Below are 13,780 nucleotides of genomic sequence, written 5' to 3' on the forward strand. Positions count from 1 at the left end.
CCCTCACCTGGCGAACTTCGCCCGGCAGCGACAGCCGCTCCCACGACGCGTCCGCCAACCGGCCCAGCAGGGCCTCATCCTCCGCGGCGAGCCGGGCGAAGTTCGCCAGGTGAGGGAGGGTGCGAAACCCCGCCGCGCGGTCCAACGCGGGCAGCACATCGGTGCGCATGCGGGTGCGGAAGAGCGAGGGGTCGGCGTTCATCGGATCGCGCACGTAGTCCAGTCCCTCGGCGTGCAGGAAGGCGAGCACGTCGTCGCGCGAGCACGCGAGCAGGGGGCGGAGGAGCGTGGGCGCCTGGGCGTGGATGCCCCGCGCGCCCCGGAGCGCGGTGCCGCGCGCCAGCCGCATCAACAGGGTCTCCGCCTGATCGTTCAGCGTGTGGCCCGTGGCGATGGCCGTCAGGTTGCGCTCCTGGCGCAGCACCTCCAGGGTCGCGTAGCGCGCCTCGCGGGCCCGGGCCTCCACCCCCGCGCCGGGTGACAGCGCGAGCGCGCGGACGTGGCAGACCAGCCCCAGGCGCGCGGACAGGTTCGCCACGGAGGCCACTTCCTCCGAGGCGTCCGGCCTCAGGCCATGGTCGAACGTCGCCACCTCCACGCGCAGGCCCAGCGATTCCCGGACGCGGGCCGTGCCCACGAGGAGCGCGGTGGAGTCCGCGCCCCCGGAGACGGCCAGCAGCACCGAGCGCGACGCCAGGCCGTGCTCGGCATAGGAGCGGGCAAGCAGGGCGGCCAGCGGGGGGACTCCAGGAGATGCACGGGGCATGGAAGCGGTGAAGGAATGGGGGCGTGGGTGGCCGGGTTACAGATTCGCGGTGGCAGGAAGGTGTGGGAGACGGTTGGCATGATCCCCACAACCGGTGGTCGCAGGGCGGAAATAGAACGTCGCCCTGTGGATGTTGGTCGGACGTTCTGGACTTCATGGTGTTGGGCCTAGGGGTCCCCCCCCTCCCCCTCTGGGCCCACGGGGCCGCTTGGAGATTCGCTCCTGGCGGTCCCTCTTTCCGAGACGCCCCGGCTTCCTTCGTGGAGGCCGGGGCGTTTCCTTTTTTTCGTGCCACGCTTCTTTTGCGGCCGGGCGCTCCCGGGGGGCCACGCACTGTCGGAAGCGGAGCGTTCAGCGCCCGCGTGCGTGCACGAGTGCTCCGAAACCGTTGACCCTTCAGGGAGTCTGTCGGATAACCGCTCCGGTGTGTTCAGGTCGTCACCTCGAATCCGCCCCGGAGACCCAGGTATGGCAGGCACCGACAAGCGCAAGCAGTCGCTGTACTTCCCCGAGGAGATGCTGAAGGAGATCCAGGAAGAGGCGAACAGGCAGGACCGTTCCCTCTCATGGGTGGTGCAGCAGGCCTGGAAGATCGCCCGCGAGCGCATCAAGTCATTCCCTGCCGTCAACGACGTCACTGGCGACGAACGCCAGGACCCTCGCGAGGAGTAACCCCGGCAATGGCCACCACGGATCATCGCAAGCAGTCGCTCTACTTCCCCGAGGAGATGCTGGAAGAGATCCAGCGCGAGGCGAACCGGCAGGACCGTTCCCTCTCGTGGATCGTCCAGCAGGCGTGGAAGGTGGCCCGCGCCGACATCCGTCGGATGCCCTCGATGAACGACGTGCTCGGCCCCCTGCCCCCGAGGCCGGTGGCCGCCGTGGCCCAGGCCCCCGCTGCCGCTCCCGCGGCGGTGGTGGCCAGCGCCCCGGCCTCCTCGGACGAGCCCTCCAAGACGTAAGCGGAAGGCCTTCGTCCCCTTGCCCCGGCCCTGAAGCCCCGTCCGTGCTGATGCGTCAGCGCGAGGCGGGTCTGGCGGGCCGGGCGCAGTTCTCGAAGACGACGCGCGGGGCTTCCTTCAGCGCCTGGACCGGGCTGGGGTACGTGTCCTTCATGTACGCCGCCGTGAGGTTGGTGTCCGTGCCTCCCAGCCTTCGCGCCTGCACCGGGTTGCGGTCCGGATCCTGACCCGCGTTGCCCAGGATGCTGCCGTAGCCGTCGCCCCCCTCCAGCACGAACGCGGACATCGCCACGCGGTAGCGGATGGACGCATCTTCACGCGCGGGCACGGACACCGTGCGGCCGCGCACGCGCAGCTCCTTCACGCGCTGGCCCGCGGGGCGGGCGCAGTCCACGCGCAGGGTGGTGCCGTCGGACACCTGGAGGAACGCGCCCGAGGGCGACACGATGGCCTGCCCTTCCTGGGCCAGGGTCGCCACGGAGTGCTCGAACAGGGCGACGAGCTGCTTCTCCGTGAGGTCCACCGTCACGACGAGGTTCTCGAAGAGCATCACCTCGTGGAGCACGCCGTTGCTGAGCGGCCCGGTGCGCACGGACGTGCGGGTGACGCACAGCCCTTCGTCGCGCAGGGAGCCGCCGTTGATGATGCCCAGCTCGGTGGGCTTCGCCGCGCCGTCCTCGGCGTGGAGGAAGGCGTCCGCGGCCAGTTGCCCCAGCGCGTTGTTGTCGTGGCGGGTGAAGGTCTTGTCCAGGAAGACCTCCTCGCCCACGTAGCCGACGACGGCGTCGGGGTCGTCCACCAGCGGGGCACAGGAGTCGTTGTACGCAAGACATCCGGGCAGGAGGCTAAGCCCGGCGAGCGCGGCGGCGAGGAAGCGGCGGTCCATCAGTAGAAGGCCCTCAGGGTGAGGTAGCCGGACACGCCCTCGCGCGGCAGCAGTCCGGTGATGCGGTCCGGACGGGGCACGTCGTCGCGCAGGTCGTGGTCGAAGAGGTTCTGCGCGAAGAGCGTCACCTCGAAGTGCTCCAGGATGGGCTCGGAGCGCAGCTGCGCGGTGATGAGGCTGTAGGCGGGAATCTCGTAGCGACGGATGAGCTCCAGGGTGGAGCGGCTGTTGTTGCGGCGCTCGGCGCCGGAGCGCACCACCACGTCCAGGTTCACCCAGTCGCCCAGGGGCATGGACACGCCGGCGTTGAACCGGGCCTGGGGCACGTCGGTGAGCAGGCGGGACTGGCCGGGCAGCTCCAGGTCCTGCGCGCGCGACAGGCTGGCGTTGACCCACGCGGCGGCGCGCTTGGACGCCTCCAGCCGGGCCTCCGCCTCCACGCCGTACACGCGCACACCCAGCTCGCGGTTGCGCAGGGGGACGATGTTGCCACTCGTGTCCACCGGGGTGATGGGCGAGGAGAAGTTCTGCAGGAAGGCATTGCCGCGCACGCGCACGCGGGTGTCACCGGCGGCCTGGATGAGGTCCGCGCCCAGTTCGAAGGTGTCCACGGTGGCGGGCTGCAGCAGCGGGTTTCCCTCGAAGCGACCCTGGTTGTAGTCGGTGTCGGGGATGCGCTCGACCAGCTCCTGGGGCGTGGGCGGACGGAAGGCGCGGCCGTAGAGGGCCTTGAGCACGAGCGCGTCCGACGCGGCGATGACCAGGCCCACGCGCGGGTTGACGCGCACCACCGTCTTGCGGCCGTCCAGCGTCCCGGCCGCGTCCACGTTGGGAAGCTGGGTGGCGTCCACGCGCAGGCCGAAGGTGAGCGTCAGGCCGGAGAGCACCGTCCACTGGTCCTGCGCGGACACGCCCAGGTTGAGGCGGCGGGAGGCCGCGCCGTCCGCGAGTTCGGTCAGGTCCACGAGCCCTTCAGGGGCGGTGGGGCTGGGGCGCAGGCGGCCGTCGAGCGTGTAGTTCGTCGTGTACGCGTAGTTCGCCAGGGACTGCTGTTCGACGACGAAGCCCAGGGTGAGGTGGTTCTCCTTCGCGAGCGCGAGGTCCGCGTCCACCGACGCCGTCACGGTGCGCACGGTGACGCGCGTCTCCTCCTGGAGGCCGTCCGGGAAGCGTTGATCCGTGTCGTCGCCGGTGCGGAAGTCGGAAGGCGTGAGCTGGAAGCGGCGGTCGGTGGCCTGTTGATCGAAGCCCAGGCGGGCGCGGATCTGCCCCCCGTCGCCCAGGGGACGGTCCCAGGTGAGGTCGGCGAGCAGCACGTTCCAGGACAGCTCCGAGTCCTCGCCCACGGTGTCGAACAGGCCCACCAGGGCATCGCGCTTCTCGGTGAGGTAGCGCGCGGAGACGCCCACGCGGCCGGCGCTGTCCAGGCCGTAGGAGATGCCTCCGCCCGCGTTGACGAAGAAGCGCCCGTCGCGCGTGCGGCCCGCGGGGTCCTCGATGTTGCGCAGGCCCTGGTCCACGGACTCGGCGTCCAGCGCATCGTGGTCGATGACGAGGGAGTCACCGTCCTGGCTCCACAGGTCCACGTCCGCGAACAGGCGCAGGTCGCCGGTGGTGTGCGCGGCGGACAGGTGTCCGTCCGTGGCGAGCGCGAGCCGCCCGTCGTCACGGGGAACGCCTCCGGTGGTGACCGCGCCGCGCACGCCGTCCGCGTGATTGGTGACCAGGTTGACCACGCCCAGGAAGGCGCCAGCGCCGTAGATGGCGGAGCCGGGACCGCGGATGACCTCGATGCGCTCCAGGTTCTCCACCGGCAGGTTCATCAGCGCCTTGCCGTCGAAGAAGTTGTTGAGGCGGTGGCCATCCAGGAGGAAGAGCACCTCCGCGTCGTTGCGAAGGCCCCGGACGGCGGTGCGGTGGAAGCCCTGCACGTCGCGGCTGACGGACACGCCCGGCACCACGTCCAGCACGTCCGCCACCGTGCGGGCACCCAGCGCGATCATCTGCGAGCGGTTGAACGACGCGCCAATGGCCGGGACGGTGCGCACGGCCTCCTCCTGGAGGGTCGTCACCGCGAGCACGTCCTCCGCGCTGTAGAGCGCCAGGTCGTCGTCCATCGAGCTGCGGCCGGAGGTGCCGGGTTCGCGGGGGGCAGCGGAGGTGCCCGACCGGGAGGAGATGCTCCCGCGCGAGTCGGGGGGAAGGTCCGCGTTGAGCGCGGCCATCTCGTCGTCTTGCGCGGGGCGTGAGGTGCGCGAAGAGGAACGGGAGTCCGTGCCGTCCGTGCGCGGAGAGGTCCGCGAATCCGCGCTGTCCGTACGGCCCGAAGCGCGAGTGTCCGAGCTGTCCGCTCGACCCGAGGAGCTGTCCGCGCGCCCGGAAGGACGCGAATCGGCCGCGTCCGTACGCGTACGGTTGTTTGTGGCACGTGGATCCGCGGCATCCGGGCGGGTCAAAGCGCGTGCGTCCGGGGCGGCAGTCCCCCGCGTCACCTCTGGAGATGGGGCCGTGCTCCCCCGTGATGTGGGAGCCGACGGCACCGTGCCCGTGCGGGACGACGTGCCTCGCGCATCGGCCGGCGCGGCGGCGTCCGCGTCGTCATCCCCACCGGAGGGCGGCGTGAAGGCATCGATGTTCGGCGCGGACCGTGAGGTGTCCCCTCGTGAGCCCGGCTTGGAAGGAGCCACTGCCACCGGAGCCGGAGGCTGCTCCCCCACCTTGACGCGTGCTGGCCGGAGCGCGGACATGAACAGGGGCGTGCGCGCCCCGTCCACCATCGCGGCCTCGACGTAGTACTCCACGCCGGGCGCCACCATGTGTTCGGCGGGGATCTCCGCGCGGTACAGGTCTCCGTACTGCCGCTCCATGGGGACCTGGATGTACGGCTCACCCGGGCCGCGATAGCGGACGAAGACCTCCAGCACCTTGCCTCCGTCCACCAGCGTCGCATCCAACTGGAGGGCCTGACGGGCCTCCGCGCGCGGCGGCGAGGCATGGAGCAGTGCGGGCTCCTGCGCGTGGACGGGGGCCGCGACGAACACCACGGCACAGAGGATGAGCGTGCGAGGAAGTGCGGTCAGCAAGATTGCCAACGATGGTCCGTTGCAGGGCCATTCGAGTCAAGCAAGCCACCCGCGCCCATCCCGCTGATTTTTTGCCGCCCCCAGAAGCGCGTGCGACGTTGCCTCCGCTCCATGCGCGCGTCGCTTGCCCTTCACCTCGCCCTCTTCCGCCGCCAACGCGCCCAGATTGCCCGGGTGGTGGAAGGCCGCACCGACGCGTTCCGTGCCTACGAGGCGCGCTACCGGCGTCGCACGAACACCTACCAGCGCGTCGTGCCCGTCACCCACGTGCACCAGCGCATCGCGGCCTCCGACCTCGTCTACGTCGGCGACTACCACACGCTGCCCCTGGCCCAGCAGACCTACCTGGAGCTGGCCGAACGCGCCCTCGCGTCCGGGCGTCGCGTCGTGCTGGCGCTCGAATGCGTGGAAGGTCGTCACCAGGCGGCACTGGACGCGTACCTCGCGGGACGGATGCCGGAGCGCACGCTCCTGTCCCGGCTGGGCCATGGCCCCTCCACGGGCTTCGGCCCCGGCGCCGGAATCCGCGCGGTGCTCGGGTTCGCGAAGCGCCACAAGCTCGCCGTGGCGGCCATCGACCGGCGGGCCCAGGGAGAACGTTCGCTCGCGCTGCGCGACGCCTTCGCCGCCGAACGCATCGCCCGGGTGGCCCGCGCGGAGGATGTCCCGCTGGTGATGGTGCTGGTGGGCCAGTTCCACGCCGCCCCCTGTCACCTGCCTGCCCAGGTGGAGCGCGCCCTCGGGGACGACCACCCGCGCCGGGGGCTCGTCGTGTACCAGAACGCCGAAGGCCTCTGGTGGCGCCTCGCGCGTGAAGGTCGGCTGGGCTCCGCGGAGGCCGTGGAGCTGGCGGATGGCGCCCTGTGCCTGATGAACGCCTCGCCCGTCCTCTGCCAGCAGAGCTTCCTGGACTATCTGGAGGCCGAAGGCGACGACGCCCCGCTGATGGACCGCAGCGCCGCGGAGCGCTTCCGGGAGATGGCGGAGCTCATCGGCCGGCTCGCGGGCGTGCCGGTGGGCCGGGCGCTGGACTCCGTGGAGGTGACGACGGCGGCGGATGGCGACGTGCTCGCCCGCATCCGGCAGCGCGGCCGCTTCACCCAGGCGGAAGTGTCCCAGCTGCGCAAGCACATCCTGTCGCGCGAAAGCGGCTACATCCCCCGCGCGCGCACCGCCTACCTCGCGTCGCTGTCGCTCAACCACGCCGCCGAAGAGGCCGCCCACTTCGTGCGCCACTGCGCCGTGGGTGACGCCATGGATGCTCCGCGCGGCGCGTCCGAGGCCTTCTATGCGCGCTGCCTGGAAGAGGCGCTGGGCTTCTTCGGCTCCAAGCTCGTCAACCCGCGCCGCACCTGCCCGAACGTGTCGGAGTGGGCGAAGCGCTTTGGCGAGTCCCGGGGCCTGGAGCGGCAGATCGCCGCCTTCGTCCTGGCCCACAAGGCCACGGAAGGCGAAGCCCCCGAGGAGGCCGTGAAGCTGCTGCCCCTGCGCCGCGACCGCCTGTTCCACGGCGTCAGCCATGCGCTCGGCTACCTGCTGGGCGACAGCCTCTACCGCGCCTTCGACTCCGGCCAGGTGGACACCGCCGACATCCGCGCCCTCTTCCGAGACCCGCTCGACGACCCCCGGGGTGCCTACTTCACCTGGGCTGAGCGGCTGCGCGGAGCCTGACCTTCCCCACTTCTCCTCTTCCTGCCGGGCCCCGCCCCTGCTTTGATTGATTCTAGAATCAATCCAAGGGGTGCGCCGCCATGAAGATGACCGAACGGGTGGAGAAGCTCGCCGAGCAGCGCCAGCGCAACGAGGGCATGGGTGGCCCCGAACGCGTCGAGCGCCAGCACGCCAAGGGGAAGCTGACCGCGCGCGAGCGCCTGAAGCTCCTCTTCGACGCCGGAACCTTCGAGGAGCTGGGCCTGCTCGCGGGGCATCACGGCAACCTCCCGGAGGAGGACGAAGGCCCGCCCTCCCCCGCCGACGGCGTCATCACCGGCACGGGGGAGATCGACGGCCGTCCGGTGGCCGCCGCGATCTACGACTTCACCGTTTACGGGGGCTCCATCGGAGAGGTGGGCGAGCGCAAGGTGGCGCGGCTGCGCGACATCGCGCTGAAGAATCGCATCCCCATGGTGTGGCTGGTGGACTCGGCCGGCGCGCGGCTTGACGCGAGCGCGGGCATCGACCCCCGGCGCATCGCGAGCTTCGCGGACACCGGCTACCTCTTCCGCGAGCAGGTGGTGATGAGCGGCGTGATTCCGCAGGTCGCCGCGATGGTGGGCCCCGGCGCCGCCGGCACGGCCTACATCCCCGGCCTCGCGGACTTCCTCCCCATGGTGAAGGGCACCAGCTCGCTGGCCATTGGCGGGCCGTACCTGGTCGAGTCCACCGTGGGCGAGAAGGTCACGGAAGAGGAGCTGGGCGGCGCGAAGGTGCACAACGAGCTGTCCGGCGTCGCGGACGCGGAGTACCCGGACGACGCCACCTGCCTCGCCGCCGTGCGCGAGTACCTGGGCTTCTTCCCCTCGCACTGCGAGGACAAGCCGCCGCGCAAGCCCACCAGCGATCCGTTCGACCGCCGCGACGAGGACCTGCTCAAGGTGGTGCCGGAGAGCCCGCGCCAGGCGTTCGACATGCACAAGGTCATCCTGTCGCTGGTGGATGACCGGAAGTTCTTCCCCATGAAGCCGCGCTGGGCGCGCAACCTCATCACGGGACTGGCGCGCATTGACGGCTACCCGCTGGGCATCGTCGCCAACAACTCCATGCAGTTGGGCGGCATCCTGGACGTGAACGCGGCGGACAAGGCGGCGCGCTTCATCAACCTGTGCGACGCCTTCAACATCCCCCTGCTCTTCCTGCAGGACGTGCCGGGCTTCATGGTGGGCACCAAGGTGGAGCAGCAGGGCATCATCCGCCACGGCGCGAAGATGATGTACGCGACCGCCAGCGCCACCGTTCCCAAGTTCACCGTCGTCGTGCGCAAGGGCTACGGCGCGGGCTACTACGTGATGAACGGCCGCGCCTTCGAACCGGACCTGCTCGTCGCGTGGCCGGGCGCGGAGATCGCCGTGATGGGCCCGGAGGGCATGGTGTCCATCGCCGCGCGCAAGGTGCTCCAGGCCGCGGAGAGCCCGGAGGCCGCCGCCGCGATGAAGAAGGAGCTGGCCGAAGGATTGCGCCCGCACATCCGCATCGAGCGCACCGCCGCGATGGCCATGGTGGATGACGTGGTGGATCCGCGCGACACGCGCCGGCTGCTCGCCCGCGCGCTCAAGCGCACCGCGAACAAGCGCGTGGAGCGCCCCTTCCGCCGCCGGGAAATCTCTCCGGTGTGAAGCACCGCTCCCGTTCCGACGGCTGGCTCGGGGCCACCGTCGGACGGGAGGCTTCGGACTACGCCCGGTTGACGATCGTCTTGGGCGGCAGCTTGAGCACCTGGCCCACCTTGATGTGGTCCGGGTCCTTGAGCTGGTCCTTGTTGAGTTCGAAGATCTTCGGGTACAGCTTCGCGTCGCCGTAGATGTCGCGGGCCAGCTTGCCCAGCGTGTCGCCGGACTTCACGGTGTGGACGCCGTAGGGCTCCGCGTGGGTCACGGTCAGGTTGACCATGATCTCGTCATTCCACTTCGGGTGCTTCGCCTTGATCTGATCCCACATGCGATCGCGGTCGAAGGCGTGCTCCACCGTGCCCTTGATAATGAGCTTGCCGCCTTCCTCACGGGTCTCGACCTTGGCGCCCACGTTCTTCGCCACGTCCAGCACGTCCTGGTAGTCGTTCTGCAAGGCCATCACGTCCTCCTGTCGGGTGTCCGTGGACGCACGCCGCGCGCTTGCGTCCACATGAGGCGCAGCACTCTAGGCACTCCCCACCCACACGCGACCGGGCCGGGGCGACAGGGATGGTCGAAGCTCAACAGTGCACACCGGCAGCTGTTCAGAGCACCACGCCCGGGTCCCCTGCGTCCTTCGGGGGCACCAGGGACTCCGGGGGCGCGAACGTGCCATCCGATCGCAGCTCCTTCAGGACCTCCTCGCGGCTCAGGCGCACCGCGCGGATGGTGCCGTCGGGCGACAGCGCGTAGATGCAGTCCTGATCCGTCACGCCCACGAACAGGCCGCCCAGCACGGGGTAGAGCATCACCAGCGCCAGCTCCGTCTCCATCGGGCCCGGGAAGAGCACGTGCGCGTGCGCGGAGAAGGCGGGCCGCTCGCCGTCGCCATCCGGCGCGATGGACACGGGGATGAGGCCCTGGTGCAGGGGCAGCTCCTGGAGCTTCTGCCGGCCGTCCTTGCTGAAGCGGAAGCGGAAGTCGCCGCCCAGCAGGTACAGGCTCGAGTCGTCGAAGCCCTGGAGCACGTACACGGTGAGGGTGTCGTCCTCCTCCACCACGACGGGGTTGAGCTGCTTGCGGCCATGCACTTCGTAGACGCGCTCGCAGGCCGCGCTCACGGCGCGCGCCACGGCCTCCATGCCCTCGGGCAGCGAGTCCACCGGGAAGTCCTCCATCTCGGAGGAGAACTCGATGGGCGCGCGGTACGCGTACGCGGGGACGAAGGTGTCCTGCGCATTGAAGCGCCCGAACACGGTGTACCAGGCGTTGCCGCGCGGCACGGTGAAGAACCAGTTCATCCGCGCGCGGTCCAGATCCGTCCGCTTCAGCAGAAGGTCCGTGGCGCGGATGGCGCCCTGTTCGGAGGCGACGATGTAGCGGGCGCGCTTCTGCACGCGCAGCAGCTCTTCGTCCGCCACCAGCGTCACCGGCGTTTCCGCCTCTGTCGGAGGCGCGGCCTGCGCCTGCGCTCCTGGCGCCACGCCGGAATGCGAACGGCAGCCAACGGTCAGGAGCACCACCGCGACGAGAAGACAGCGAACCATGGGGACTCCCGGCGACAGGGGGCCCGGTCAGTCTGCGCCAACCGGTCCCCCTCGTCACGCGCCCCCATCACCGCGGACCTCAGGCGCCCTGCTGCGTGGGCGCCAGCGCGGACTTGATCTTCTCCTTCAGCGCGCGGCGGCGCTCCTTGAACTGCGAGCGCTGGGCTTCGTCCACCTGACCGTTGGCGGCGGCGCGGGCGGCCTTCATCTCCTCGTGCAGCGCCTTGGCTTCGGCCTTGAAGCCATCCGCCTGGGCCTGGGTGAGGCGCCCCTCGGCGACCTGCTTGTCCAGCCGGTGCTCCATGCGGCCGAACTTGTGGCCGCCACCGCCGTGCCTGCCACGGGCGCCCTTCTCGCACTGGCCGGACTTCTGGGGCGCGGACTCGGCGGACGGCGCCGTCTGGGCAAACACGGGCACGGCGAACAGCAGCGTGGCGACGGCGGTACCGCGAAGAATGGACTTCAGCGACATGGTGGTGGACTCCAGGTTCGGGTCGGAAGCGCGGCGGAAGGCAGCCGTGCAGGCCCGCTTTCCGTCGCGCTCTGACACCTGAAACCCCGGAGCTGGCGAAAGGTTAAATCGCGCTCCGGACGGCCGGGATTACTGGCAGTCCGACAGGGTGTAGGTGAAGTCCTTGCGCGGCGTCTGGCCCGGGTCCTGGTTGATGGCCGCGATGCTCAGCTCCGAGTACGACACCGTCTGCGTCCCGCCGATGACCATCTGCGTCTTCTGCACGCGCGTGGTGGACAGCACCACCTTGCCCGTCGTGCCGTTGGGCTCGATGCGGAAGCAGTTCAGGATGCGCGGATCCACCGTGGAGCGGTTGCACCGGGTGTACTGCCCCAGCACCACGCGCTGCTGGTACGTGCAGCGGCAGTCCCACGGGTCGTACGCCTCCGTCACCGTGGCCGCCTCGTAGCCCGTCGCCGTCTGCACGACCTCCAGGTACGAACCATCCTGCGGCTGCGTACAGCGCAGGAACGTGTCACCCACCGCGCCCTGCTCCACCTGCGCGAGTTCAGGCGCCACGGACACCTGCGCGCCCGCCTCGATGGCGTTCAGCGGATCGCGCGCGCCCGCGCCTTCACAGCCCAGACCGAGAACGGAAACGCCCGCGAGCAACAGCGCGGAGAGACGCAGGGACAGCTTCATGGGTGACTCCTAGAAAGGGGGGATGTCCGGAGAGACCCGGACTCCGCCCCTGTAGGCTTTTTCGGTTCCGGAGCGCAACGAACATCCGCGTCACGGACGCAGGGGTGGCTTCACCGCGCGCGTGGCCATGAACGTGGGCAGGAACGTGGAGAGCAGGTCCTTCTCCTCGAACTTGTCCTCGAAGAGGTGGGTGAGCACGAAGCCCGCGGCCAGTTGTCCGCCCAGTTGATCCTCCAGCGAGTGCCCCACGACCATGGGCTCGGCCTTGTCGGTGTAGCGGCGGCGCTCCTCGTCGGTGAGGCTGGTGAAGTCGGAGTACGGCATCGTGTACTTGAGCCGCATCACGCCCTGCTCTTCCTCGGCCGGATCGAAGAGGTAGCGGACCGGATTGCAGATGCCCGCCAGGAGCACGCCTCCGGGGCGCAGCACGCGGAAGGCCTCGCGCCACACCGGGAGGATGGCGTCCACGAAGCAGTTGGAGCACGGGTGGAAGATGAGGTCGAAGCTTCCGTCGCCGAAGGCGGACAGGTCCTTCATGTCGCCCTCCACGAGCTTCAGCGTCAGGCCCTCGCGCTCGGCCACCAGGCGGTCCTGCCCGAGCTGCGCGGGAGAGTTGTCGAACACGGTGACGTTCGCGCCCGCGGCCGCGAGCACCGGACACTGCTGACCGCCCGCGCTCGCGAGGCCCAGCACGTCCTTGCCGGCCAGGTCCCCGAACCACGCGCGGGGCACGGGCTTGGACGGCGTGAGCACCAGGCTCCAGTCGCCCTGGCGCGCGGCGGCGATGACCTCCGGGGACACCGGCAGGGTCCACTTGTTGCCCCGGCCCACTTCGCCGTTCCACGCCTCGCGGTTGTACGCCCGCACATCCACGTCAGTCTTCATGCAGCACCCTGCCTTCCATGCCCCCCGCCACGGTGACGACCTCTCCCGTCACGTGTCCGGAGATGCGGTCCGACGCGAGCGTCACCACCACCCGCGCCACGTCTTCTGGCTGCCCCACCTTGCGCAGCGGCATCGTCCGCGTGACGCGGCCGACGAACTTCGGGTCCCCCAGCTTGTCGCGGTTGCGGTCCACCGCCGTCCAGCCCGGACACACCACGTTGACGCGGCCCATGGGCGCGATGCGGTGCAGCTCGTTCTTCAGGCTCTTGACGAAGCCGCTCGCGAGCGCGCCCTTCGCCGCCGCGTAGTCCGCATGGCCCGCTTCGCCGAAGAGGCCCGCCGTGGAGCTGATGATGACGATGTTGCCCGTGCCGGTGGTCTCCACGTGGCGCAGGAACGCGCGGCAGCTCAGGAACACGCTGTCCAGGTTCTGCGCCAGCGTGCGGCGCCAGCGCTCCAGGGACATCTTCCACACCGGCTCATCCGGCGCGGGCCACACGCCCGTGTTGCACACCAGCACGTCCAGCCGGCCCAGGTCCTTCACCGCCGAGGGCACCAGCGCGTCCACGTCCGCCTCCACCGTCAGGTCCGCGCGCACCGACGTGCCCCCCACCTCGCGGGCCAGCGCGGCGGCCTTCTGCTCACTCCGGTGGTAGTGCACCGCCACCTTCGCGCCCTCGCCCGCGAACGCCCGCACCAGCGCCGAGCCGATACCGCCCGCGCCCCCCGTCACCAGCACACCCTTGCCTTGCAGTTCCGTGTCCATCGCCGAGGACTCCTCGTGGGCTCCCGTCCAGGCCAGGAGCGATGCGCGGCATGATGCCCGAGCCGTCCGGGGCGGACAGCGGCGATGACGGGCAGGTGTCGGGGAAGGGCTGCGTGCCGGGCAGCGGGGACGAAGAGCGCTCCCCGTTCCTGACAGCGGCGGTTATCCGGTGGGAATCCGGGCACGAATCCCGGCGATGAGCAGTTCCAGCCCGAAGTCGAAGCGCCGGTCGAAGTCGCGGTCCAGGATGGCGTCCATCGCGCCCGCCGCATGGGGGTAGCGCGCCGAGGCCCGCTCCCGCAGGGCCCCTGCACGCTCCTTCGTCTCCGCCTCCTGCGCGCTGAAGCCCTGCTCCTCGATGGTGAAGCCCAGCACGTAGTCGAGCACGGTGAACGCCGCCCACCCC

General features: G+C 70.4%; 14 protein-coding genes. 4 read left to right on the top strand and 10 right to left on the bottom strand.

Annotated features, from left to right (window positions below):
- Nucleotides 1–766: tRNA lysidine(34) synthetase TilS (gene tilS, locus D7Y13_RS27490; protein ID WP_120630815.1), on the bottom strand; the 766-nt coding region annotated here is incomplete at its 3' end.
- A 468-nt stretch (nt 767–1,234) separates the two neighbouring features.
- On the opposite strand from tilS, the gene D7Y13_RS27495 reads away from it, so the two are divergent.
- Nucleotides 1,235–1,438, top strand: a complete 204-nt coding sequence (locus D7Y13_RS27495) for a TIGR04563 family protein (RefSeq protein ID WP_015350409.1) — start codon at nt 1,235–1,237, stop codon at nt 1,436–1,438.
- 8 nt (nt 1,439–1,446) lie between these two features.
- Nucleotides 1,447–1,728, top strand: a complete 282-nt coding sequence (locus tag D7Y13_RS27500) for a TIGR04563 family protein (RefSeq protein WP_120535147.1) — start codon at nt 1,447–1,449, stop codon at nt 1,726–1,728.
- 55 nt (nt 1,729–1,783) lie between these two features.
- Here D7Y13_RS27500 and D7Y13_RS27505 read toward each other — a convergent pair whose 3' ends face one another.
- Together D7Y13_RS27505 and D7Y13_RS27510 are read right to left on the bottom strand one after the other, a co-directional pair.
- Nucleotides 1,784–2,614, bottom strand: coding sequence for a 5'-nucleotidase C-terminal domain-containing protein (locus tag D7Y13_RS27505; protein ID WP_120583162.1), 831 nt, complete (start codon nt 2,612–2,614; stop codon nt 1,784–1,786).
- Nucleotides 2,614–5,697 (bottom strand): TonB-dependent receptor domain-containing protein, encoded by a 3,084-nt coding sequence (locus D7Y13_RS27510; protein ID WP_120583163.1) that lies wholly within the window; start codon nt 5,695–5,697, stop codon nt 2,614–2,616. The genes D7Y13_RS27505 and D7Y13_RS27510 overlap by 1 nt, the downstream gene beginning before the upstream one ends.
- A 111-nt stretch (nt 5,698–5,808) precedes the next feature.
- Here D7Y13_RS27510 and D7Y13_RS27515 point away from each other — a divergent pair, with 111 nt between their 5' ends.
- Nucleotides 5,809–7,368, top strand: a complete 1,560-nt coding sequence (locus D7Y13_RS27515) for a ChaN family lipoprotein (protein ID WP_120583164.1) — start codon at nt 5,809–5,811, stop codon at nt 7,366–7,368.
- Between the two features lie 80 nt (nt 7,369–7,448).
- Complete coding sequence (locus D7Y13_RS27520; RefSeq protein ID WP_120535151.1) at nt 7,449–9,029, top strand: acyl-CoA carboxylase subunit beta; 1,581 nt, start codon at nt 7,449–7,451, stop codon at nt 9,027–9,029.
- Between the two features lie 58 nt (nt 9,030–9,087).
- Here D7Y13_RS27520 and D7Y13_RS27525 read toward each other — a convergent pair whose 3' ends face one another.
- The 7 genes from D7Y13_RS27525 to D7Y13_RS27555 form a co-directional block, all read right to left on the bottom strand.
- Nucleotides 9,088–9,483, bottom strand: coding sequence for a LysM peptidoglycan-binding domain-containing protein (locus D7Y13_RS27525; RefSeq protein WP_120535164.1), 396 nt, complete (start codon nt 9,481–9,483; stop codon nt 9,088–9,090).
- Between the two features lie 145 nt (nt 9,484–9,628).
- On the bottom strand, nt 9,629–10,570 hold the full coding sequence (locus D7Y13_RS27530; protein WP_147444266.1) for a hypothetical protein: 942 nt from the start codon (nt 10,568–10,570) through the stop codon (nt 9,629–9,631).
- Nucleotides 10,571–10,649: 79 nt separating this feature from the next.
- Complete coding sequence (locus D7Y13_RS27535; RefSeq protein ID WP_120535153.1) at nt 10,650–11,042, bottom strand: hypothetical protein; 393 nt, start codon at nt 11,040–11,042, stop codon at nt 10,650–10,652.
- Between the two features lie 129 nt (nt 11,043–11,171).
- A complete protein-coding gene (locus D7Y13_RS27540) occupies nt 11,172–11,723 on the bottom strand; it encodes a hypothetical protein (protein ID WP_120535154.1) in 552 nt (183 codons plus the stop codon).
- 90 nt (nt 11,724–11,813) lie between these two features.
- Nucleotides 11,814–12,608 (bottom strand): class I SAM-dependent methyltransferase, encoded by a 795-nt coding sequence (locus D7Y13_RS27545; protein WP_120535155.1) that lies wholly within the window; start codon nt 12,606–12,608, stop codon nt 11,814–11,816.
- Nucleotides 12,598–13,374 carry an SDR family NAD(P)-dependent oxidoreductase gene (locus D7Y13_RS27550; protein ID WP_120535156.1) on the bottom strand — a complete coding sequence of 259 codons (777 nt, stop codon included), beginning with the start codon at nt 13,372–13,374 and terminating at the stop codon, nt 12,598–12,600. The genes D7Y13_RS27545 and D7Y13_RS27550 overlap by 11 nt, the downstream gene beginning before the upstream one ends.
- Before the next feature lie 162 nt (nt 13,375–13,536).
- Nucleotides 13,537–13,780 (bottom strand): TetR/AcrR family transcriptional regulator C-terminal domain-containing protein (locus D7Y13_RS27555; protein ID WP_208734496.1); only part of this gene is annotated, 244 nt, incomplete at its 5' end.

Origin of the sequence: Corallococcus praedator (assembly GCF_003612125.1) — a bacterium.
Classification (GTDB): Bacteria; Myxococcota; Myxococcia; order Myxococcales; family Myxococcaceae; genus Corallococcus; species Corallococcus praedator.

Excerpts from the sequence above, each read along its gene's own strand:
- D7Y13_RS27550 (WP_120535156.1), bottom strand. The coding sequence starts at position 13,374 with ATGGACACGGAACTGCAAGGCAAGGGTGTGCTGGTGACGGGGGGCGCG.
- D7Y13_RS27495 (WP_015350409.1), top strand. The coding sequence starts at position 1,235 with ATGGCAGGCACCGACAAGCGCAAGCAGTCGCTGTACTTCCCCGAGGAG.
- D7Y13_RS27505 (WP_120583162.1), bottom strand. The coding sequence starts at position 2,614 with ATGGACCGCCGCTTCCTCGCCGCCGCGCTCGCCGGGCTTAGCCTCCTG.
- D7Y13_RS27535 (WP_120535153.1), bottom strand. The coding sequence starts at position 11,042 with ATGTCGCTGAAGTCCATTCTTCGCGGTACCGCCGTCGCCACGCTGCTG.
- D7Y13_RS27520 (WP_120535151.1), top strand. The coding sequence starts at position 7,449 with ATGAAGATGACCGAACGGGTGGAGAAGCTCGCCGAGCAGCGCCAGCGC.
- D7Y13_RS27545 (WP_120535155.1), bottom strand. The coding sequence starts at position 12,608 with ATGAAGACTGACGTGGATGTGCGGGCGTACAACCGCGAGGCGTGGAAC.
- D7Y13_RS27530 (WP_147444266.1), bottom strand. The coding sequence starts at position 10,570 with ATGGTTCGCTGTCTTCTCGTCGCGGTGGTGCTCCTGACCGTTGGCTGC.
- D7Y13_RS27540 (WP_120535154.1), bottom strand. The coding sequence starts at position 11,723 with ATGAAGCTGTCCCTGCGTCTCTCCGCGCTGTTGCTCGCGGGCGTTTCC.
- D7Y13_RS27525 (WP_120535164.1), bottom strand. The coding sequence starts at position 9,483 with ATGGCCTTGCAGAACGACTACCAGGACGTGCTGGACGTGGCGAAGAAC.
- D7Y13_RS27515 (WP_120583164.1), top strand. The coding sequence starts at position 5,809 with ATGCGCGCGTCGCTTGCCCTTCACCTCGCCCTCTTCCGCCGCCAACGC.
- D7Y13_RS27500 (WP_120535147.1), top strand. The coding sequence starts at position 1,447 with ATGGCCACCACGGATCATCGCAAGCAGTCGCTCTACTTCCCCGAGGAG.